General features: G+C 71.1%; 18 protein-coding genes. 16 read left to right on the top strand and 2 right to left on the bottom strand.

The features are described 5' to 3' along the window. Positions 1-35 precede the first annotated feature (35 nt). On the top strand, positions 36-758 hold the full coding sequence (locus OG624_RS09295) for an HNH endonuclease family protein (protein ID WP_078909418.1): 723 nt from the start codon (positions 36-38) through the stop codon (positions 756-758). 22 nt (positions 759-780) lie between these two features. Here OG624_RS09295 and OG624_RS09290 read toward each other — a convergent pair whose 3' ends face one another. Further along, positions 781-1689, bottom strand: a complete 909-nt coding sequence (locus OG624_RS09290; protein ID WP_237545689.1) for a DUF2470 domain-containing protein — start codon at positions 1687-1689, stop codon at positions 781-783. 55 nt (positions 1690-1744) lie between these two features. Here OG624_RS09290 and rpsD point away from each other — a divergent pair, with 55 nt between their 5' ends. Continuing rightward, positions 1745-2356 carry a 30S ribosomal protein S4 gene (gene rpsD / locus OG624_RS09285; RefSeq protein ID WP_008740451.1) on the top strand — a complete coding sequence of 204 codons (612 nt, stop codon included), beginning with the start codon at positions 1745-1747 and terminating at the stop codon, positions 2354-2356. 89 nt (positions 2357-2445) lie between these two features. Here the strand turns inward: rpsD and OG624_RS09280 are convergent, their stop codons facing one another. Beyond that, a complete protein-coding gene (locus OG624_RS09280; protein ID WP_371639298.1) occupies positions 2446-4620 on the bottom strand; it encodes an ATP-binding protein in 2175 nt (724 codons plus the stop codon). Between the two features lie 147 nt (positions 4621-4767). Between OG624_RS09280 and OG624_RS09275 the strand changes: the two genes are divergently transcribed. From OG624_RS09275 to efp, 14 genes are all read left to right on the top strand, one after another. After that, positions 4768-5211 (top strand): DUF948 domain-containing protein, encoded by a 444-nt coding sequence (locus tag OG624_RS09275; RefSeq protein ID WP_033222609.1) that lies wholly within the window; start codon positions 4768-4770, stop codon positions 5209-5211. 8 nt (positions 5212-5219) lie between these two features. After that, positions 5220-5564, top strand: coding sequence for a DUF6167 family protein (locus OG624_RS09270; RefSeq protein WP_033222611.1), 345 nt, complete (start codon positions 5220-5222; stop codon positions 5562-5564). Beyond that, on the top strand, positions 5564-8233 hold the full coding sequence (gene alaS / locus OG624_RS09265) for an alanine--tRNA ligase (protein ID WP_371639297.1): 2670 nt from the start codon (positions 5564-5566) through the stop codon (positions 8231-8233). The genes OG624_RS09270 and alaS overlap by 1 nt, the downstream gene beginning before the upstream one ends. 2 nt (positions 8234-8235) lie before the next feature. Then, on the top strand, positions 8236-8706 hold the full coding sequence (gene ruvX, locus OG624_RS09260) for a Holliday junction resolvase RuvX (protein WP_030009552.1): 471 nt from the start codon (positions 8236-8238) through the stop codon (positions 8704-8706). Between the two features lie 128 nt (positions 8707-8834). Next, positions 8835-10619 (top strand): endolytic transglycosylase MltG, encoded by a 1785-nt coding sequence (gene mltG, locus OG624_RS09255; RefSeq protein WP_266358619.1) that lies wholly within the window; start codon positions 8835-8837, stop codon positions 10617-10619. Positions 10620-10625: 6 nt separating this feature from the next. Then, a complete protein-coding gene (locus OG624_RS09250) occupies positions 10626-11450 on the top strand; it encodes a shikimate dehydrogenase (protein ID WP_266440552.1) in 825 nt (274 codons plus the stop codon). 31 nt (positions 11451-11481) lie between these two features. Beyond that, on the top strand, positions 11482-11673 hold the full coding sequence (locus tag OG624_RS09245; RefSeq protein WP_033222622.1) for a hypothetical protein: 192 nt from the start codon (positions 11482-11484) through the stop codon (positions 11671-11673). 132 nt (positions 11674-11805) lie between these two features. Continuing rightward, positions 11806-12990, top strand: coding sequence for a chorismate synthase (gene aroC, locus OG624_RS09240; protein WP_161291011.1), 1185 nt, complete (start codon positions 11806-11808; stop codon positions 12988-12990). Then, positions 12987-13505: a shikimate kinase gene (locus tag OG624_RS09235; protein ID WP_266358622.1), complete on the top strand. Its 519-nt coding sequence runs from the start codon at positions 12987-12989 to the stop codon at positions 13503-13505. Before aroC ends, OG624_RS09235 begins: the two co-directional genes overlap by 4 nt. After that, entirely contained in the window at positions 13502-14593 is a 1092-nt protein-coding gene (gene aroB / locus OG624_RS09230) for a 3-dehydroquinate synthase (RefSeq protein WP_371587473.1), read from the top strand. The genes OG624_RS09235 and aroB overlap by 4 nt, the downstream gene beginning before the upstream one ends. After that, positions 14590-15030, top strand: coding sequence for a type II 3-dehydroquinate dehydratase (gene aroQ / locus OG624_RS09225; RefSeq protein ID WP_033226955.1), 441 nt, complete (start codon positions 14590-14592; stop codon positions 15028-15030). Before aroB ends, aroQ begins: the two co-directional genes overlap by 4 nt. A gap of 92 nt (positions 15031-15122) precedes the next feature. Then, positions 15123-15929: an AAA family ATPase gene (locus OG624_RS09220; protein ID WP_063734310.1), complete on the top strand. Its 807-nt coding sequence runs from the start codon at positions 15123-15125 to the stop codon at positions 15927-15929. Positions 15930-15997: 68 nt separating this feature from the next. Continuing rightward, entirely contained in the window at positions 15998-17104 is a 1107-nt protein-coding gene (locus OG624_RS09215; RefSeq protein ID WP_033226958.1) for an aminopeptidase P family protein, read from the top strand. A gap of 60 nt (positions 17105-17164) precedes the next feature. Then, positions 17165-17731, top strand: a complete 567-nt coding sequence (gene efp / locus OG624_RS09210) for an elongation factor P (protein WP_033226959.1) — start codon at positions 17165-17167, stop codon at positions 17729-17731. Positions 17732-17734 lie beyond the last annotated feature (3 nt).

The raw sequence follows: 17734 nt of genomic DNA, 5'->3' as shown, positions 1-17734 counted from the left end.
CCGGGGTCCCCGGCGGCGGACCCTAGGCTCCGGGCATGGCAACGTCTCGGCCGTTCGCCCTCGCCCTCGTGCTCGCCCTCGTCGGGCCCGCGATGGCCGGATGCCACCACGACGACACCGCGTCCGACCGGGCCGGCGCGGTCGCCCTGGTCGGGCGGGTGCCGTTGGTCGGCGCCGGATTCCCGCCCGACGCGGCGGCCGCCAAGGCGCAGCTGGCCCGGCTGAAGGTCGAGCCGGGCCGCAACTGGGAGACGTACAAGCGCGAGAACTTCGGCAAGTACTGGTCCGACGAGACCGACGCCGTCGGCGGGCGCAACGGCTGCGACACCCGCGACGACGTGCTGCGCAGGGACCTCGACGATCTCCGCGAAGGGGACCGGAACCCGTGCGTCGTGCTCTCCGGCACGCTCCACGACCCGTACACCGGCAAGGTGCTGCCCTACACCTACCGGCGCGCCACACAGATCCAGACCGACCACGTGGTCGCGCTCGGCGCCGCCTGGCGGGGCGGCGCGTACGCGTGGACCCCGCAGCGCAGGCTGGAGTACGCCAACGACCTCGACGTACTGCTCGCCGTGGACAAGCGGACCAACTACGACAAGGGCAGCCGGACGGCCGACAAGTGGCGGCCGCCGCGGCGTGCGTACCGGTGCGAGTACGCGCGCCGCTACACCGGCATCAAGGCCAGGTACGGCCTGTCCGTGACGGCGCCGGAGAAGCTCGCCCTCCAGGACATGCTGGCGACCTGCCCCGCGTGAGGCCGTACGACGGCCGCACGCTCTAGTACGAGGCGGCCGAGAACAGGGAGTGCATCGCCCGGCGCAGGCCGCAGATGTCCGCGACCGGCTCCGGGAAGTCGAAGCGGGCGTCGAAGGAGCCGGCCGGGCCGCCGGTGAAGCGGACGCGCAGGCCCAGGCGGTCCAGGGAGAGGGGGACGGCGCTCATCCCGCGGGCCTCGCGGGCGCCGAGCAGGCCGCCCAGTTCGCCGAGCCGGTCGCCGTGGGCGGAGTGCAGGTGCTGCAGGAGCTCCGACTCGTGCGCGACCATCGGGTCCGGTTCGGCCGCGGCCAGGTCCTCCGGGTCCACGTGCTCGGCGCCCCACAGGTCGTCCACGGAGATCTCGCCGACCTCCAGGCGCAGCATCATCCACGCCGGGCGCCCGGCGTGCGGGGGATCGAGGGACTCCCGCATGCCCAGCAGCTCACCCACGGGTTGTCGCTCCGCGAGCAGCGCGGCGCAGGCGGCGCGGTCGTCCCCGCGCACCGGCGTCAGCCACCCGGCGAGCCAGGCGCGGCCTCGGATACGATGGGCCACGGACACCGGCGCCACATCCGTGATCTCGATCACGGCGGTGAGGTCGTCGTCCTGGGCGTGAGCGGCTGCCCTGGCAGCCGCGGATTCCCCTGACACAAGGAGAATCACGTCCCCGTCCGGGGTGACGGTCCGTGCGACCGGCAGCCCTGTCCCGAACTCCTCGGCCTCGTGACTGTCACGAGCACCGATCAGCGTGAGGGATACTGAGGCGTTGGACTCTACGAGGGTTCGTACGCGTTCGGCTCCGGTGAGCTGCCGAACGCCTTCCCTGGGACGCGGCTGACCTTGCTTATCGTCGGCGCAAGCGGATTCTGTTTCGTCTGAATCCGAACTGCGCTGCGCACTGGGCAGGGGGATCCCATGTGGTCGAGACATTACGTCCTCCTCGCTAAGGTAAGCCTCACCTAACTTACATGGAGGTAGGTTCCCCGTGAACCAGAAGCGACCCAAGGTCAAGAAGTCGCGTGCCCTCGGCATTGCGCTGACCCCGAAGGCCGTCAAGTACTTCGAGGCCCGCCCCTACCCGCCGGGCGAGCACGGCCGTGGCCGCAAGCAGAACTCGGACTACAAGGTTCGTCTGCTCGAGAAGCAGCGTCTGCGCGCTCAGTACGACATCTCTGAGCGTCAGATGGCCCGCGCGTACGACCGCGCCAAGAAGGCCGAAGGTAAGACGGGCGAGGCGCTTGTCGTCGAGCTCGAGCGTCGCCTCGACGCCCTGGTCCTGCGTTCGGGCATCGCCCGGACCATCTACCAGGCTCGCCAGATGGTCGTTCACGGCCACATCGAGGTCAACGGTGACAAGGTCGACAAGCCGTCGTTCCGTGTCCGCCCGGACGACGTCATCACCGTGCGCGAGCGCAGCCGCGAGAAGGTTCCGTTCCAGGTTGCCCGTGAGGGTGGCTACGCAGGCGAGGGCGAGACCCCGCGCTACCTGCAGGTCAACCTGAAGGCCCTGGCCTTCCGCCTGGACCGCGACCCGAACCGCAAGGAAATCCCGGTCATCTGCGACGAGCAGCTCGTCGTCGAGTACTACGCCCGCTGACGCAGGCTCGGTCTCACCGATCGGTCGGCCCGCCGTCCCCTCCATGGGGCGGCGGGTTTTCCGTTTTCCCGAAGGGGCCGACCGTGGTCCTACGGCTGGTCCGCCGCCGCGCGGCCGGACCGCACCCTGGAGCCGCGCAGCCGACCCGCCTGCCGGGGCACCCCGCCGGCGCCGCGCCGCTCCTCGGGGCTGCTCAGCGCCCGCCCGACCAGCGCCTCACGGTTCAGCGCCCGCCCCTCGGCCTCGTACGCCGCGTAGCGCTCGGCGCCCAGCAGCTCGCCCGCCTGCTCCCGGCACATCAGACGCGGGGCGTTGAAGTACCCCGAGCCGAACAGCTGCAGCCCCACCCCGCCCCACATCGGCTCCGCCGCGCCCTGGAGCACCGCCGCCTCGGCGGCGTCCCCCTCCGCGACCGTGACCAGCGCGAGCAGCTCCAGCGCGAGCACCAGGCCGACCAGGTCGTGGAAGACGTGGTTGATCGCCACACACTCGGTCAGCAGTCGCCGTGACTCCTGCGTGCGCCCCGCGTCCAGGGCCGCGTACGCGAGGACGTACAGCGCGTACGCCTTCGTCCAGCGTTCCCCGCGCTCCTCGCAGATCTCCCGGACCTCCCCGCACAGCGCGAGCGCGCCCGGCAGGTCACCGAGGAAGGCCAGCGCCATCCCCAGCTCCACCTGGCACATCAGCACGTTGCTGTTCAGCTCGCCGGCCGCCCGGTACTGCTCCAGCGCCGTGCCCAGCAGCTCCTTGGCCCGCGCCATGTCGTCCGAGACCAACGCCAAGCAGCCCATCCGGTGCACCGCGTAGGCCGCGGCCACCGGGTTCCCGCTCTGCGCCGCGCCGTCCCGGCACTCGTACAGGGCGCTCATCGAGGCCGCCGCGTCCCCCTGCAGCGCCGCGACATAGCCCAGCACCCACAGGGCCTTCAGCCGCGAGGTCTCGTACTCCACCGCCCGGTCCACCGGCTCCAGGGTCCGCTCCAGCCAGTGCCGCCCCTCGGTCAGCCGCCCGCAGCCCGCCCAGTAGAACCACAGCGTCCCCGCCAGGTACTGCCCCAGATGCGTCTCGTCCGGCTCGTCCAGGCAGCACTCCAGGGCGAGCCGCACGTTCGGCAGCTCCACCTCCACCAGCGCGGCCACCTCCTGCTGACGCGGGCTGAACCAGTCCAGCTCGCACCACGTCACCAGGCCCAGGTACCAGTCCCGATGGCGCCGCCGCAGCCGTCCCGCGTCGCCGAGCGACTCCAGCCACCCCGCCCCGTACACCCGTACGGTCTCCAGCATGCGGAACCGCACCCCGGCGGGCGTCTCCTCGCGGATCAGCAGGGACTGGGCCAGGAGCTCCCCGACCAGGTCCAGCACGTCCTCCACCGGCACATCCGGACCCGCGCACACGTATTCGACGGCGTCGAGGTCGAACTGCCCGGCGAACACCGACAACCGCGCCCACAGCAACCGCTCCGCCGGCGTGCACAGCTCGTGGCTCCAGCCGATGGCCGTCCGCAGCGCCCGGTGCCGGGCGAGCCCACCGCGCCCCCCGCCCGTGAGCAGCGCGAAGCGGTCCTCCAGCCGGGCCAGCACCTGCTCGGGGGACAACGTCCGCAGTCGGCCCGCCGCCAGCTCCAGTGCCAGCGGGATCCCGTCCAGGCGGGCGCACAGCTCGACCAGCGCCGCCCGGTTCTCCGCGGTCACCGCGAACGCCGGGTCGGCCGCGGTCGCCCGCTCCACCAGCAGGGCCAGCGCCTCCTCGGGGGGCGGCGGGGCCAGCGGGAAGGTCGACTCCCCGTCCAGGGCCAGCGGGCGCCGGCCCGCCGCGAGGACATGAAGGCCCGGGCACCGGCGCAGCAGCTCGCGTACCAGGTCGGCGCACTCGTCGACCAGCTGCTCGAAGCCGTCCAGGACCAGCAGCATCCGCTTCCCGGCCAGGTGCTCGGTCAGGACGGTCCGCGGCGGCCGGGTGGTGTGGTCGGTCAGCTGGAGCGCCTCGGCGAGGGCCAGCTCCAGCAGCGCGGGATCCCGTACGGTGGCCAGCTCGGCCAGCCGCACCCCGTCGCCGTAGCGTTCCTGCGCTTCCTCCGCGGCGACCCGGGCCGCCGCCAGTACGAGCCGGGATTTGCCCACCCCGCCCACGCCGGTCACCGTCACGAGCCGCGAGGACTCCAGGAGCCGCCCCACCTGGGCGAGTTCGCCACCCCGCCCGATGAACCGGCCGAGCTCCGAGGGAAGATTGCCCCCGGCGGTACTTCGAAGGGGTCTCTGTCGCATGGGACACGGAGGGTACTGGTCCGGATGCGCTGCGTTCAAGGCGGGCCCGGTCCTCCCGGATTTCCGGTACGGCCGAGGATCTCCGGCGCGATAGGGTCGGAGGGCGAATAGTCCTGCGGTTCAGGTACAGACAGAGAGCGGTGTGACGTGTCCGGTGTAGAGGTGGCCGGGATCATCGTGGCCGTCTTCTGGGCCATCCTGATCTCCTTCCTCGCCGTGGCCCTGGTGAGACTGGCCCAGGTGCTCAAGGCGACCACCAAGCTGGTGGCCGACGTGACCGACCAGGCCGTCCCCCTGCTCGCCGACGCCTCCACCACCGTCCGCTCCGCGCGCACCCAGCTCGACCGGGTCGACGCCATCGCGAGCGACGTGCAGGAGGTCACCTCCAACGCCTCCGCGCTGTCCTCGACCGTGGCCACCGCCTTCGGCGGGCCGCTGGTGAAGGTCGCGGCCTTCGGCTACGGCGTCCGCAAGGCGCTGGGCAAGGGGGACCCCGCGCCGTCGGGCGGGACACCGCCGAAGGCATCCCGCCGAACCGTGATCGTCGGACGTACGGTGCCGGCCGCCCGGCGCCGCAAGCAGAAGGGCTGACACCGCCGATGTTCCGCCGAGCCTTCTGGTTCACCGCAGGCGCAGCCGCCGGCGTGTGGGCCACCACCAAGGTCAACCGTCAGCTGAAGAAGCTGACGCCGGAGAGTCTCGCCGCCCAGGCGGCCGACAAGGCCGTGGAGGCGGGACACCGCCTCAAGGACTTCGCCCTCGACGTCAAAGCGGGAATGACGCAGCGCGAGGACGAGCTGAACGACGCACTCGGGCTCCATCAGGACCCGGACCGGCTCGACAACGTCACGGCCCTTCCCGGGCCGCGGCGGCTGCGGGCCATCGAGAACACCAAGACCACATACCGCCCCAACCTTTCGTACGACCGGAATGAGGACCACTGATGGAGTCGGCCGAGATTCGCCGCCGCTGGCTGAGCTTCTTCGAGGAGCGCGGTCACGCCGTTGTCCCTTCGGCGTCGCTCATCGCGGACGACCCGACTCTGCTGCTGGTGCCCGCGGGCATGGTGCCGTTCAAGCCCTACTTCCTGGGTGAGACCAAGCCGCCGGCCCCGACGCTCACCAGCGTCCAGAAGTGCGTCCGCACGCCGGACATCGAAGAGGTGGGCAAGACCACCCGCCACGGCACGTTCTTCCAGATGTGCGGCAACTTCTCCTTCGGGGACTACTTCAAGGAAGGCGCCATCAAGTACGCCTGGGAGCTGCTCACCAGCTCCGTGGCGGACGGCGGCTACGGCCTGGAGCCCGAGAAGCTCTGGATCACCGTCTACCTCGACGACGACGAGGCCGAGCAGATCTGGCGCGAGAAGATCGGCGTCCCCGCCGAGCGCATCCAGCGTCTGGGCAAGAAGGACAACTTCTGGTCCATGGGCGTCCCCGGCCCCTGCGGCCCGTGCTCCGAGATCAACTACGACCGCGGCCCCGAGTTCGGCGTCGAGGGCGGCCCCGCCGTCAACGACGAGCGCTACGTGGAGATCTGGAACCTGGTCTTCATGCAGTACGAGCGTGGCGCCGGCGACGGGAAGGAAGACTTCCCGATCCTCGGCGACCTGCCGTCGAAGAACATCGACACGGGTCTGGGTCTCGAACGCCTCGCGATGATCCTGCAGGGCGTGCAGAACATGTACGAGACCGACACCCTGCGCGTCGTCATGGACAAGGCCACCGAGCTGACCGGCGTGCGCTACGGCGCCGCCCAGGGCACGGACGTCTCGCTGCGCGTGGTCGCCGACCACATCCGCACCTCGACCATGCTCATCGGCGACGGCGTCACCCCCGGCAACGAGGGCCGCGGCTACGTGCTGCGCCGCATCATGCGCCGCGCCATCCGCAACATGCGCCTCATGGGCGCCACCGGTCCCGTCGTCCAGGACCTGATCAACGTCGTCGTCGAGACGATGGGTCAGCAGTACCCGGAGCTCGTCACCGACCGCAAGCGCATCGAGACCGTCGCGCTCGCCGAGGAGGCCGCCTTCCTCAAGGCCATCAAGGGCGGCACCAACATCCTCGACACCGCCGTGACCGAGACCAAGGCCACCGGTGGCACGGTCCTCTCCGGGGACAAGGCGTTCCTGCTCCACGACACCTGGGGCTTCCCGATCGACCTCACCCTGGAGATGGCCGCGGAGCAGGGCCTCTCCGTGGACGAGCCCGGCTTCCGCCGCCTGATGCAGGAGCAGCGCGACCGCGCCAAGGCCGACGCCAAGGCCAAGAAGACCGGCCACGCGGACATGTCCGCCTACCGGGAGATCGCCGACGGCGCCGGCGCCACCGAGTTCACCGGCTACGCCACCACCCAGGGCGAGTCCACCATCGTCGGCCTGCTGGTCAACGGCGTCTCCGCGCCCGCCGCCTCCGAGGGCGACGAGGTCGAGGTCGTCCTCGACCGCACCCCCTTCTACGCCGAGGGCGGCGGCCAGCTCGCCGACCAGGGCCGGATCAAGCTCGACTCGGGCGCCGTCATCAACGTCCGCGACGTGCAGCAGCCGGTCCCGGGCGTCTCCGTGCACAAGGGCTCCGTCCAGGTCGGCGAGGTGACGGTGGGCGCCTCCGCGTACGCCGCCATCGACATCCACCGTCGGCGGGCCATCGCCCGCGCCCACTCGGCCACGCACCTGACCCACCAGGCGCTGCGCGACGCCCTCGGCCCGACGGCCGCCCAGGCCGGTTCCGAGAACAGCCCCGGCCGCTTCCGCTTCGACTTCGGCTCCCCGAACGCCGTCCCCGGCTCGGTCCTCACCGACGTCGAGCAGAAGATCAACGACGTGCTGTCGCGCGAACTCGACGTCACGGCCGAGATCATGAGCATCGACGAGGCGAAGAAGCAGGGCGCCATCGCCGAGTTCGGCGAGAAGTACGGCGAGCGCGTGCGCGTCGTGACCATCGGCGACTTCTCCAAGGAGCTGTGCGGCGGCACCCACGTCGGCAACACCGCCCAGCTGGGTCTGGTGAAGCTGCTCGGCGAGTCCTCCATCGGCTCCGGCGTGCGCCGCGTCGAGGCCCTCGTGGGCGTGGACGCGTACAACTTCCTCGCCAAGGAGCACACGGTCGTCGCCCAGCTGCAGGAGCTGGTCAAGGGCCGTCCGGAGGAGCTGCCGGAGAAGATCGCCTCCATGCTCGGCAAGCTGAAGGACGCCGAGAAGGAGATCGAGAAGTTCCGCGCGGAGAAGGTCCTGCAGGCCGCTGCCGGGCTCGCCCAGAACGCCCAGGACATCAAGGGCGTCGCCCTGGTCGTCGGCCAGGTGGCGGACGGCATCGGCGCCGACGACCTGCGCAAGCTGGTCCTCGACGTCCGCGGCCGCATCCCGGGCGACCGCCCGGCCGTCGTGGCCCTGTTCACCGTGGCGAACGACCGCCCGCTGACCGTGATCGCCACCAACGAGCCCGCCCGCGAGCGCGGTCTCAAGGCCGGCGACCTGGTCCGTACGGCCGCCAAGACCCTCGGTGGCGGCGGTGGCGGCAAGCCGGACGTCGCCCAGGGCGGCGGCCAGAACCCGGCCGCCGTTCCGGAGGCCATCAGCGCCGTCGAGCGCCTCGTCGTCGAGACGGTCTGACGATGACTCTGCGCCGCGGCCGCCGGCTCGCCATCGATGTCGGAGACGCCCGTATCGGGGTCGCCTCGTGCGACCCCGACGGGGTGCTGGCCACACCGGTGGAAACCGTTCCGGGCCGGGACATCCCCTTCGCCCACCGGCGGCTGCGGCAGCTCGTCGAGGAGTACGAGCCCCTCGAAGTCGTGGTCGGCCTTCCCCGCTCGCTCAGCGGGCGGGAGGGGCCGGCCGCGGTCAAGGTGCGCGCCTTCGCGAACGAACTCGCCAAGGGCATCAAGCCGGTGACGGTCCGGCTGGTGGACGAGCGGATGACCACGGTCACCGCCGCACAGGGCCTGCGGGCCTCCGGGAAGAACGCCAAGAAGGGCCGGTCGGTCATCGACCAGGCGGCCGCTGTGGTGATCCTTCAAAACGCTCTTGAGACCGAACGGGTATCAGGTAATCCGCCTGGTGAGTGCGTCGAAGTGGTTGTCTGATCGCGATACGGTAACGTTCCGCGCGATGAGACGGCATTCGAACAGCCGTCGCCCACCGTCAAAGAGGCGGAACCGGGTGCCACGGACGACGGAGTCCGTGGCCTCCGTCTCGCGGCTCTAGGGGACCGATGACTGAGTATGGCCGGGGCCGTGGCCCCGAACCCTGGCACCCTGAGGACCCCCTGTACGGGGACCAGGGGTGGACCGGGCACCAGACCCAGCAGGGCCAGGTGCCTCACGCCGGTGCCCCGCAGCAGCAGGAGTACCCACAGGAGCCGCAGTACCAGCAGCAGTACCCCCAGCAGCAGTACCAGCAGTATCCGGAGTACCAGCAGCCGCAGTATCCGCAGCAGCAGTACCCGCAGCAGGGGCAGTACCCGCAGCAGGCGCAGCAGCCCCAGCAGCAGCAGTACATGCAGGGCCAGTACCCGCAGCAGCAGTACGCCGAGCAGCCGCAGGCCTATGCCCAGCAGCAGCCGCAGCAGCCCCAGCAGCCGGTGTACGACAGCCAGGGCTGGGACACCGGCCAGGGCCAGTACACGGCGGCGGCGCAGACCGACCTGTACGCGGGCGTGGACCCCTACACCCAGCAGCCCGTGGCGGGCTACCCCGGTGAGGCCCCCGACCTCTACAGCACGGAGGACGCCTACGCGCCGCCTCAGCCCCCGGGCCGGCGGCACCTGGAGCCGGAGCCCGTCGAGGAACCGGAGGCCGCGGAGGAGCCGGAGGAGAGCCCGCTCGCGGCCGGCGGAGGCCGTGACGGAGACGACGGCGACGACGACGGTGACGGCCGTCGGGGCGGCCGCTCCAAGGGCGGTAAGCCCAAGAAGCGCAGCGGCACGGCCTGCCTGGTCGCCGCGGTCGTCATCCTCGGCGTGGTCGGCGGTGGCGGTTACTACGGCTACAACTACATCAAGGCCAGGTTCAGCTCGGCCGAGGACTTCGCGGGCGAGGGCAGCGGCGACATCGTCGACGTAGAGATCCCCAAGGGCTCGGGCCTCATGCAGATGGGCCTGATCCTCAAGAAGGCGGGCGTCGTCGCCAGTGGGCAGGCGTTCGTCGACGCCGCGTCCAAGCTCCCTCCGGGCAAGGCCATCCAGGCCGGTGTCTACCCGCTCCGGAAGAAGATGTCGGCCGCGTCCGCGGTCGAGGTGATGAGCGACCCCTCCAAGCTGAACGTCATCACGGTCAGCGAAGGCATGCGCAACTCCGCGGTGTACGCGGCGATCGACAAGAAGCTGGGTCAGCAGGAGGGCACCACCGCCGAGACCGCCAAGCGCGAGGCCAAGAACCTCGGCCTGCCGGCCTGGGCGAACAACGACCCGAAGCTCATCGACCCCCTCGAAGGCTTCCTGTACCCGGCGCGGTACGACCTCAGCAAGGACAGCACTCCCGACTCGCTGCTCAAGCAGATGGTCAAGAACGCGACCGAGAAGTACGCGGAGCTGGGCATCGAGGGCAAGGCCAAGGAACTGGGCCTGGAGAATCCGCTCCAGGTGGTCACGGTCGCCAGCCTCGTCAACGCCGAGGGCAAGAACCACGACGACTTCCGGAAGATGGCCGAGGTGGTCTACAACCGCCTCAAGAAGACCAACGACGTCACGAACCAGAAGCTCCAGTTCGACTCGACGTACAACTACGTCAAGAACCAGAGCGAGATCAACTTCAACCTGAAGGAAGCCCAGGCCTTCGACAACCCCTACAACACGCACTTCATCAAGGGACTGCCCACCGGTCCGATCAACAACCCGGGCCTGGACGCGCTGACCGCTACGCTCAACCCGGACCACGGTGGCTGGATGTTCTTCGTGTCGGTCGACGGCAACACGACGACCTTCACCAAGACCTACGAAGAGCACACGAAGCTGGCCGACGAGTTCCAGCAACGGCAGAAGCAGAAGAATGGCGGATAGCAGGACATGTCACGCATAAGGGCCGCGGTGTTGGGTTCGCCCATCGAGCACTCGCTCTCACCGGTGCTGCACCGCGCCGCTTATCAGGAGCTCGGCCTCGACGACTGGTCGTACGACCGCTTCGAGATCGACGAGGCCGCGCTCCCGGAGTTCGTGGCAGGACTCGGCCCCGAGTGGGCCGGGCTGTCCCTGACCATGCCGCTCAAGCGGGCGATCATCCCGCTGCTCGACGGCATCAGTGACACGGCCGCCTCCGTCGAGACGGTCAACACGGTCGTGTTCACCGAGGACGGACGACGCCTCGGAGACAACACCGACATCCCCGGCATCGTCGCCGCGCTCCACGAGCGCGGCGTCGAGAAGGTGCCCTCCGCCGCCATCCTCGGCGCCGGGGCCACCGCCTCCTCGGCGCTCGCCGCGCTCGCGCGGATCTGCTCCGGCGAGGTCACGGCGTACGTCCGCTCGGCGGCCCGCGCCGACGAGATGCGGCAGTGGGGCGAGCGGCTCGGCGTGCCCGTCCGCACGGCCGACTGGTCCGAGGCGGCCGCGGCCCTGTCCGCGCCGCTGGTGATCGCCACCACCCCGGCCGGTACGACCGACGCCCTGGCTGCGTCCGTACCCGCGGGGGCGGGCACCCTCTTCGACGTCCTCTACGACCCCTGGCCGACCGCGCTGGCCGCCGCCTGGGCGAAGCAGGGTGGCCAGGTCGTCGGCGGACTCGACCTCCTCGTCCACCAGGCCGTGCTCCAGGTGGAGCGGATGACCGGCCGGACCCCGGGCCCGCTCGCCGCCATGCGGACCGCCGGAGAGCGCGCGCTCACCGCCCGTTAGGCTTTCCACCTGCGTATTCACAGGGGGCGGCATGGACGGGGACAGCACGGGCCAGGTACTCGCGTCGAAGTGGGATCTCCCCTTCGTCGTCTTCACCATGGCCAGAGTGGCCTTCGGTGGCCTGCCCCTGTGGGCCAAAGCGCTCATCATCGGACTCTTCGGTTCCGTCGTCCTCTGGTACGGGATCACCTGGCAGCGCGAGCGCGGCCGGCGGTCCCGTTGACGCCTCAGGCGTCCGATAGCTGGACCGGGGCCCGATAAACCCCTCCGGACATGGGAGGATCGGGTGAGGCGGGTCCGGGCCGCGCACCCGATCGCGCCGTCGCTGTACCAGGCGCGAGCATGAGGAGCATCGTTGAGCAGGTTGCGTTGGCTGACCGCCGGGGAGTCCCACGGACCGGCACTGGTGGCGACGTTGGAGGGCCTTCCCGCCGGCGTCCCCGTCACCACCGAGCTGGTGGCCGACCACTTGGCCCGGCGCCGGCTCGGCTACGGCCGCGGTGCCCGGATGAAGTTCGAGCAGGACGAGATCACCTTCCTCGGCGGTGTCCGCCACGGGTTGTCCCAGGGTTCGCCGATCGCGGTCATGATCGGCAACACGGAGTGGCCGAAGTGGGAGACGGTGATGTCGGCCGATCCGGTCGACCCGTCGCTGCTGAAGGAGACCGGTCGTAACGCGGCGCTGACGCGTCCGCGGCCCGGTCACGCGGACCTGGCGGGCATGCAGAAGTACGGCTTCTCCGAGGCCCGGCCGATCCTGGAGCGGGCCAGCGCCCGTGAGACCGCCGCCCGTGTCGCGCTCGGCGCGGTCGCCCGGTCCTTCATCAAGGAGGTCGCCGGCATCGAGATCGTCTCGCACGTGGTGGAACTGGCCTCCGCCAAGGCCCCGTACGGCGTGTACCCGACCCCCGCCGACGTCGACAAGCTCGACGCCGACCCGGTGCGCTGCCTCGACGCGGACGCGAGCAAGGCGATGGTCGCCGAGATCGACCAGGCCCACAAGGACGGCGACACCCTCGGCGGCGTCGTCGAGGTGCTGGCCTACGGCGTCCCCGTCGGCCTCGGCTCGCACGTCCACTGGGACCGCCGCCTCGACGCCCGCCTCGCCGCCGCCCTCATGGGCATCCAGGCCATCAAGGGCGTCGAGGTCGGCGACGGCTTCGACCTCGCCCGGGTGCCCGGCTCGAAGGCGCACGACGAGATCGTCTCCACCCCCGAGGGCATCAGGCGGACCTCCGGCCGCTCCGGTGGTACCGAGGGTGGTCTGACCACCGGCGAGCTGCTGCGGGTCCGTGCCGCGATGAAGCCGATCGCGACCGTCCCGAAGGCCCTCGCGACGGTGGACGTGGCCACCGGTGAGGCGGCGGTGGCGCACCACCAGCGGTCCGACGTGTGCGCGGTGCCGGCCGCCGGCATCGTCGCCGAGGCCATGGTCGCCCTCGTGCTGGCCGACGCGGTCGTCGAGAAGTTCGGCGGTGACTCCGTCCCGGAGACCCGCCGCAACGTCCGCTCGTACCTCGACCACCTGCAGATCCGGTGACGGCCGGACCACTGGTCGTCCTCGTCGGACCCATGGGATCCGGCAAGTCCACGGTGGGAGCACTCCTCGCCGAGCGACTCGGCGTCCCCTACCGGGACACCGACGCCGACATCGTCGCGGCCCAGGGCCGGGAGATCTCCGACATCTTCGTCGACGAGGGCGAGCCGTACTTCCGTGACCTGGAGCGACAGGCGGTCGCCACCGCCGTCGCCGGGCACACCGGAGTCCTCGCCCTCGGCGGCGGCGCCGTCCTCGACGAGGGCACCCGCACCCTGCTGGCCGGGCTGCCCGTCGCCTACCTGTCGATGGACGTCGAAGAAGCCGTACGGCGCGTCGGCCTCGGCGCCGCGCGCCCGCTGCTCGCCGTCAACCCGCGCCGCCAGTGGCGCGAGCTGATGGACGCCCGGCGCCCCCTGTACACCGAAGTCGCGCGCGTCGTGGTGGCCACCGACGACCGCACCCCCGAAGAGGTCGCCCAGGCGGTCCTCGACGCTCTGGAGTTGAAGGACGTATGACAGACCAGGTGACGCGGATCCACGTCGGCGCGAGCGCCGGACACGACGCGTACGACGTGCTGGTCGGACGGCAGCTGCTCGGCGAGCTCGGCTCCCTGATCGGCACGAAGGCCCAGCGGGTCGCCGTGATCCACCCCGAGGCGCTGGCCTCGACCGGTGAGGCGCTGCGCGACGACCTGGCCGAGCAGGGCTACGAGGCGGTCGCCATCCAGGTGCCGAACGCCGAGGAGGCCAAGACGGTCGAGGTGGCCGCCTACTGCTGGAAGGCACTCGGCCAGTCCGGCTTCACCCGCACCGATGTGATCGTCGGCGTCGGCGGGGGAGCGACCACCGACCTCGCGGGCTTCGTCGCGGCCAGCTGGCTGCGCGGCGTGCGCTGGGTCGCCGTACCGACCACCGTCCTCGCGATGGTGGACGCGGCGGTCGGCGGCAAGACCGGCATCAACACCGCCGAGGGCAAGAACCTGGTGGGCGCCTTCCACCCGCCGGCCGGCGTCCTCTGCGACCTCGCCGCCCTCGACTCGCTGCCCGTCAACGACTACGTCAGCGGCCTCGCCGAGATCATCAAGGCCGGATTCATCGCCGACCCGGTGATCCTCGACCTGATCGAGGAGGACCCGGCGGCGGCCCGTACGCCCGAGGGCCCGCACACCGCCGAGCTCATCGTGCGCTCCATCCAGGTCAAGGCCGACGTGGTCTCCAGCGACCTCAAGGAGTCGGGACTCCGCGAGATCCTCAACTACGGCCACACCCTCGCGCACGCCATCGAGAAGAACGAGCGCTACAAGTGGCGGCACGGCGCGGCCGTGTCCGTCGGCATGGTCTTCGCCGCCGAACTCGGCCGGCTCGCGGGCCGGCTCGACGACGCGACGGCCGACCGGCACAAGGCGGTCCTCGCCTCGGTCGGGCTGCCCCTGACCTACCGCGGCGACCAGTGGTCCAAGCTGCTCCAGACCATGCAGGTCGACAAGAAGTCCCGCGGCAACCTGCTGCGCTTCATCGTCCTCGACGGGCTGGCCAAGCCGACCGTGCTGGAGGGTCCCGACCCGGCGCACCTCGTCGCCGCCTACGGTGAGGTGTCGGCGTGAGCCGGCGCGTCCTGGTGCTGAACGGCCCGAACCTGGGCCGGCTCGGTTCGCGCGAGCCCGATGTGTACGGGGCCACCTCGTACGCGGGTCTGGTGGAGAGCTGCCACGCGCTGGGCGAGGAGCTCGGCTTCGACGTCGAGGTCCGCGAGACCAACGACGAGGGCGAGCTGATCCGCTGGCTGCACGAGGCGGCGGACGGGAAGATCCCCGTGGTCATCAACCCGGGGGCCTTCACCCACTACTCGTACGGCATGCGGGACGCGGCCGCGCAGCGCACGGCGCCGCTGATCGAGGTGCACATCTCGAACCCGTACGCCCGCGAGGAGTTCCGCCACACCTCGGTCATCGCCGCGGTGGCGACCGGCACGGTGGCGGGCTTCGGCATCGGTTCGTACCGGCTGGCGCTGCGCGCACTGGCGGACGAGATCTCCGCCTGACACTCTGCCTGACGGCGCTGATGGACGGCCGGACCCCGGCAGTCATATAACGTTCTCGCATCAGTCGCTTGAACGAGACGGAGTGGCAGCGGATGCAGCACGGAGTGGGGAATGGGGGCGCGGGCCCGTGGCAGCCGGGACCGCGCCCGTCGGCGCCCCCGCAGCCGCCGATACCCCCGGCGCACGGCTGGCCGGGGTCACCCCCGCAGCAGTCTCCGCCTCAGCCGCACCACCAGCCCCATCAGCAGCCGTCGTATCCCTCGCAGCCGGTGCCCGCCGTGCCGGAGGCCACCGGGCACATCCCGCTGCCTCCCGCCGTGCCGGGCACCGGCGGAGCGGTCCTCGCCGTCCTGCTGATCGGCCCGGCCGGTGCCGGCAAGACCACCGTCGCCCGGCACTGGGCGGGCAGCCGGCCCGTACCGACCGCCCACGTCAGCCTGGACGACGTCCGCGAGTGGGTCTGCTCCGGCTTCGCGGACCCCCAGGCGGGTTGGAACGAGCACTCCGAGGCCCAGTACCGCCTCGCCCGCCGCACCTGCGGCTTCGCCGCCCGCAACTACCTGGCGAACGGCATCTCCTGCATCCTGGACGACGCCGTCTTCCCCGACCGGCCCGTGGTCGGGCTGGGCGGCTGGAAGCGTCACGTGGGGCCGAACCTGCTGCCGGTCGTGCTCCTGCCCGGCCTGGAGATCGTCCTGGAGCGCAACGCCGAGCGCTCCGGCAACCGTCGGCTCTCCGACGAGGAAGTCGCCCGGATCCACGGCCGGATGGCCGGCTGGTACGGCTCCGGACTGCCGATCATCGACAACTCCCACCTCGACGTCGAGGGCACCGCCCGCGCCCTCGACGAGGCCCTGGCCCGCGCCCTGTCCGCCCCCGGCGGCCGCCCCGGCCCGTAACCCCTCCCAGGGCCCGTCCGGACGCGCTCGCCGGGCCGGATCGGCGGGGCGCTCGTACGCTCGAAGACATGTCAGACGTGTACGCCGCCCGCCGGGACCTGCTTCGCGACCGATGCGCCGCCGCGGGGAACGCCGCCGCACTGATCACGCGTCCGGCGAACGTCCGCTACCTCTCCGGGGCGTCCCCGCTCGGCGCGGTGCTGCTCGTCGGCCCCACCGAGGACATGCTCTTCTGCGCCGGAGCACCCACCGGCGAGGCCGACGAGGGCCGCCTCGACGAGCACCTGACCGCCTCCGTCCTGGGCAGCCCCGGCGGGGACCCGGCCGTCGCCGCCGCCGATTTGGCCGCCGCGCTGCGGGCCGACTCGCTCGCGGTGGAGGAACACCACCTCACCGTCGGCCGCCACCGGGCCCTGCGCTCCGTCGCACCCAAACTGCGCCTCGCCGACCTCGGCACCGCCGTCGAGCAGCAGCGCCTCGTCAAGGACGAGGAGGAGATCGCCTACCTGCGCATCGCCGCGGAGATCGCCGACCAGGCCCTCGGGGAGTTGCTGGAGTCCATCCTCGTGGGGCGCACCGAGCGGCACCTGGCCCTGGAGCTGGAGCGCCGACTCGTCGACCACGGGGCGGACGGTCCGGCCTTCCCGACCTCCGTCGGCACCGGCCCGCACTCCGGCCGCTCCCGGCACCGGCCCTCCGACCGCAGGGTGGAGGAGGGCGACTTCCTCACGGTCTGCCTGGGCGCCAACTACCGTGGCTACCGCTGCGAGATCGGCCGGACCTTCGTGATCGGCACCAGCCCGGCCGACTGGCAGATCGAGCTGTACGACCTCGTCTTCACCGCCCAGCGGGCCGGGCGCGAGGCCCTGCTGCCCGGGGCCGCGTACCGGGACGTGGACCATGCCGCACGTTCCGTCCTGGACTCCGCGGGCCACTCGGAAGCCCTCGCTCCGTGGACCGGACACGGCGTGGGCCTCGAAATCGACGAGGACCCGCAGCTTGCACCTACGGCAATGGGTAAACTGGACGCTTGCGTGCCGGTCACCGTCGAACCGGGGGTTCACCTCCCGGGCCGGGGAGGTGTCCGGATCGATGACACGCTCGTCGTACGCCCCGAGGCGGACGGCGGTCCCGAGCTACTCACCATTACGACCAAGGAGCTGCTCGCGCTCTAGCCGGCTCTGCCGGGCCTGTGCGCGCACCCGTGGTCTTCCAGTGCAGGAGATTCCGCAACCGTGGCTTCCACGAACGACCTCAAGAACGGCATGGTGCTGAAGCTCGACGGGGGCCAGCTCTGGTCCGTCGTCGAGTTCCAGCACGTCAAGCCCGGCAAGGGCCCGGCCTTCGTGCGTACCAAGCTCAAGAACGTGCTCTCGGGCAAGGTCGTCGACAAGACCTTCAACGCCGGCGTCAAGGTCGAGACGGCCACCATCGACCGCCGTGACATGCAGTTCTCGTACATGGACGGCGACTACTTCGTCTTCATGGACATGACGACCTACGACCAGCTGATGGTCGACCGCAAGGCCGTCGGCGACGCCGCCAACTTCCTGATCGAGGGCTTCACCGCCTCCGTCGCCCAGCACGAGGGCGAGGTGCTCTACGTCGAGCTCCCGGCCGCGGTCGAGCTCAAGATCGAGCACACCGACCCGGGCGTCCAGGGCGACCGCTCCACCGGTGGCACCAAGCCCGCCACCCTGGAGACCGGCTACGAGATCCAGGTCCCGCTCTTCGTCACCACCGGCGAGACGGTCAAGGTCGACACCCGCACCAGCGACTACCTCGGCCGGAAGAGCAACTAACCC

Source organism: Streptomyces virginiae (assembly GCF_041432505.1).
Taxonomy (GTDB): Bacteria; Actinomycetota; Actinomycetes; order Streptomycetales; family Streptomycetaceae; genus Streptomyces; species Streptomyces virginiae_A.
Note: the sequence above shows the minus strand (reverse complement) of the source record. Positions and strands in the feature narration are given on the sequence as shown.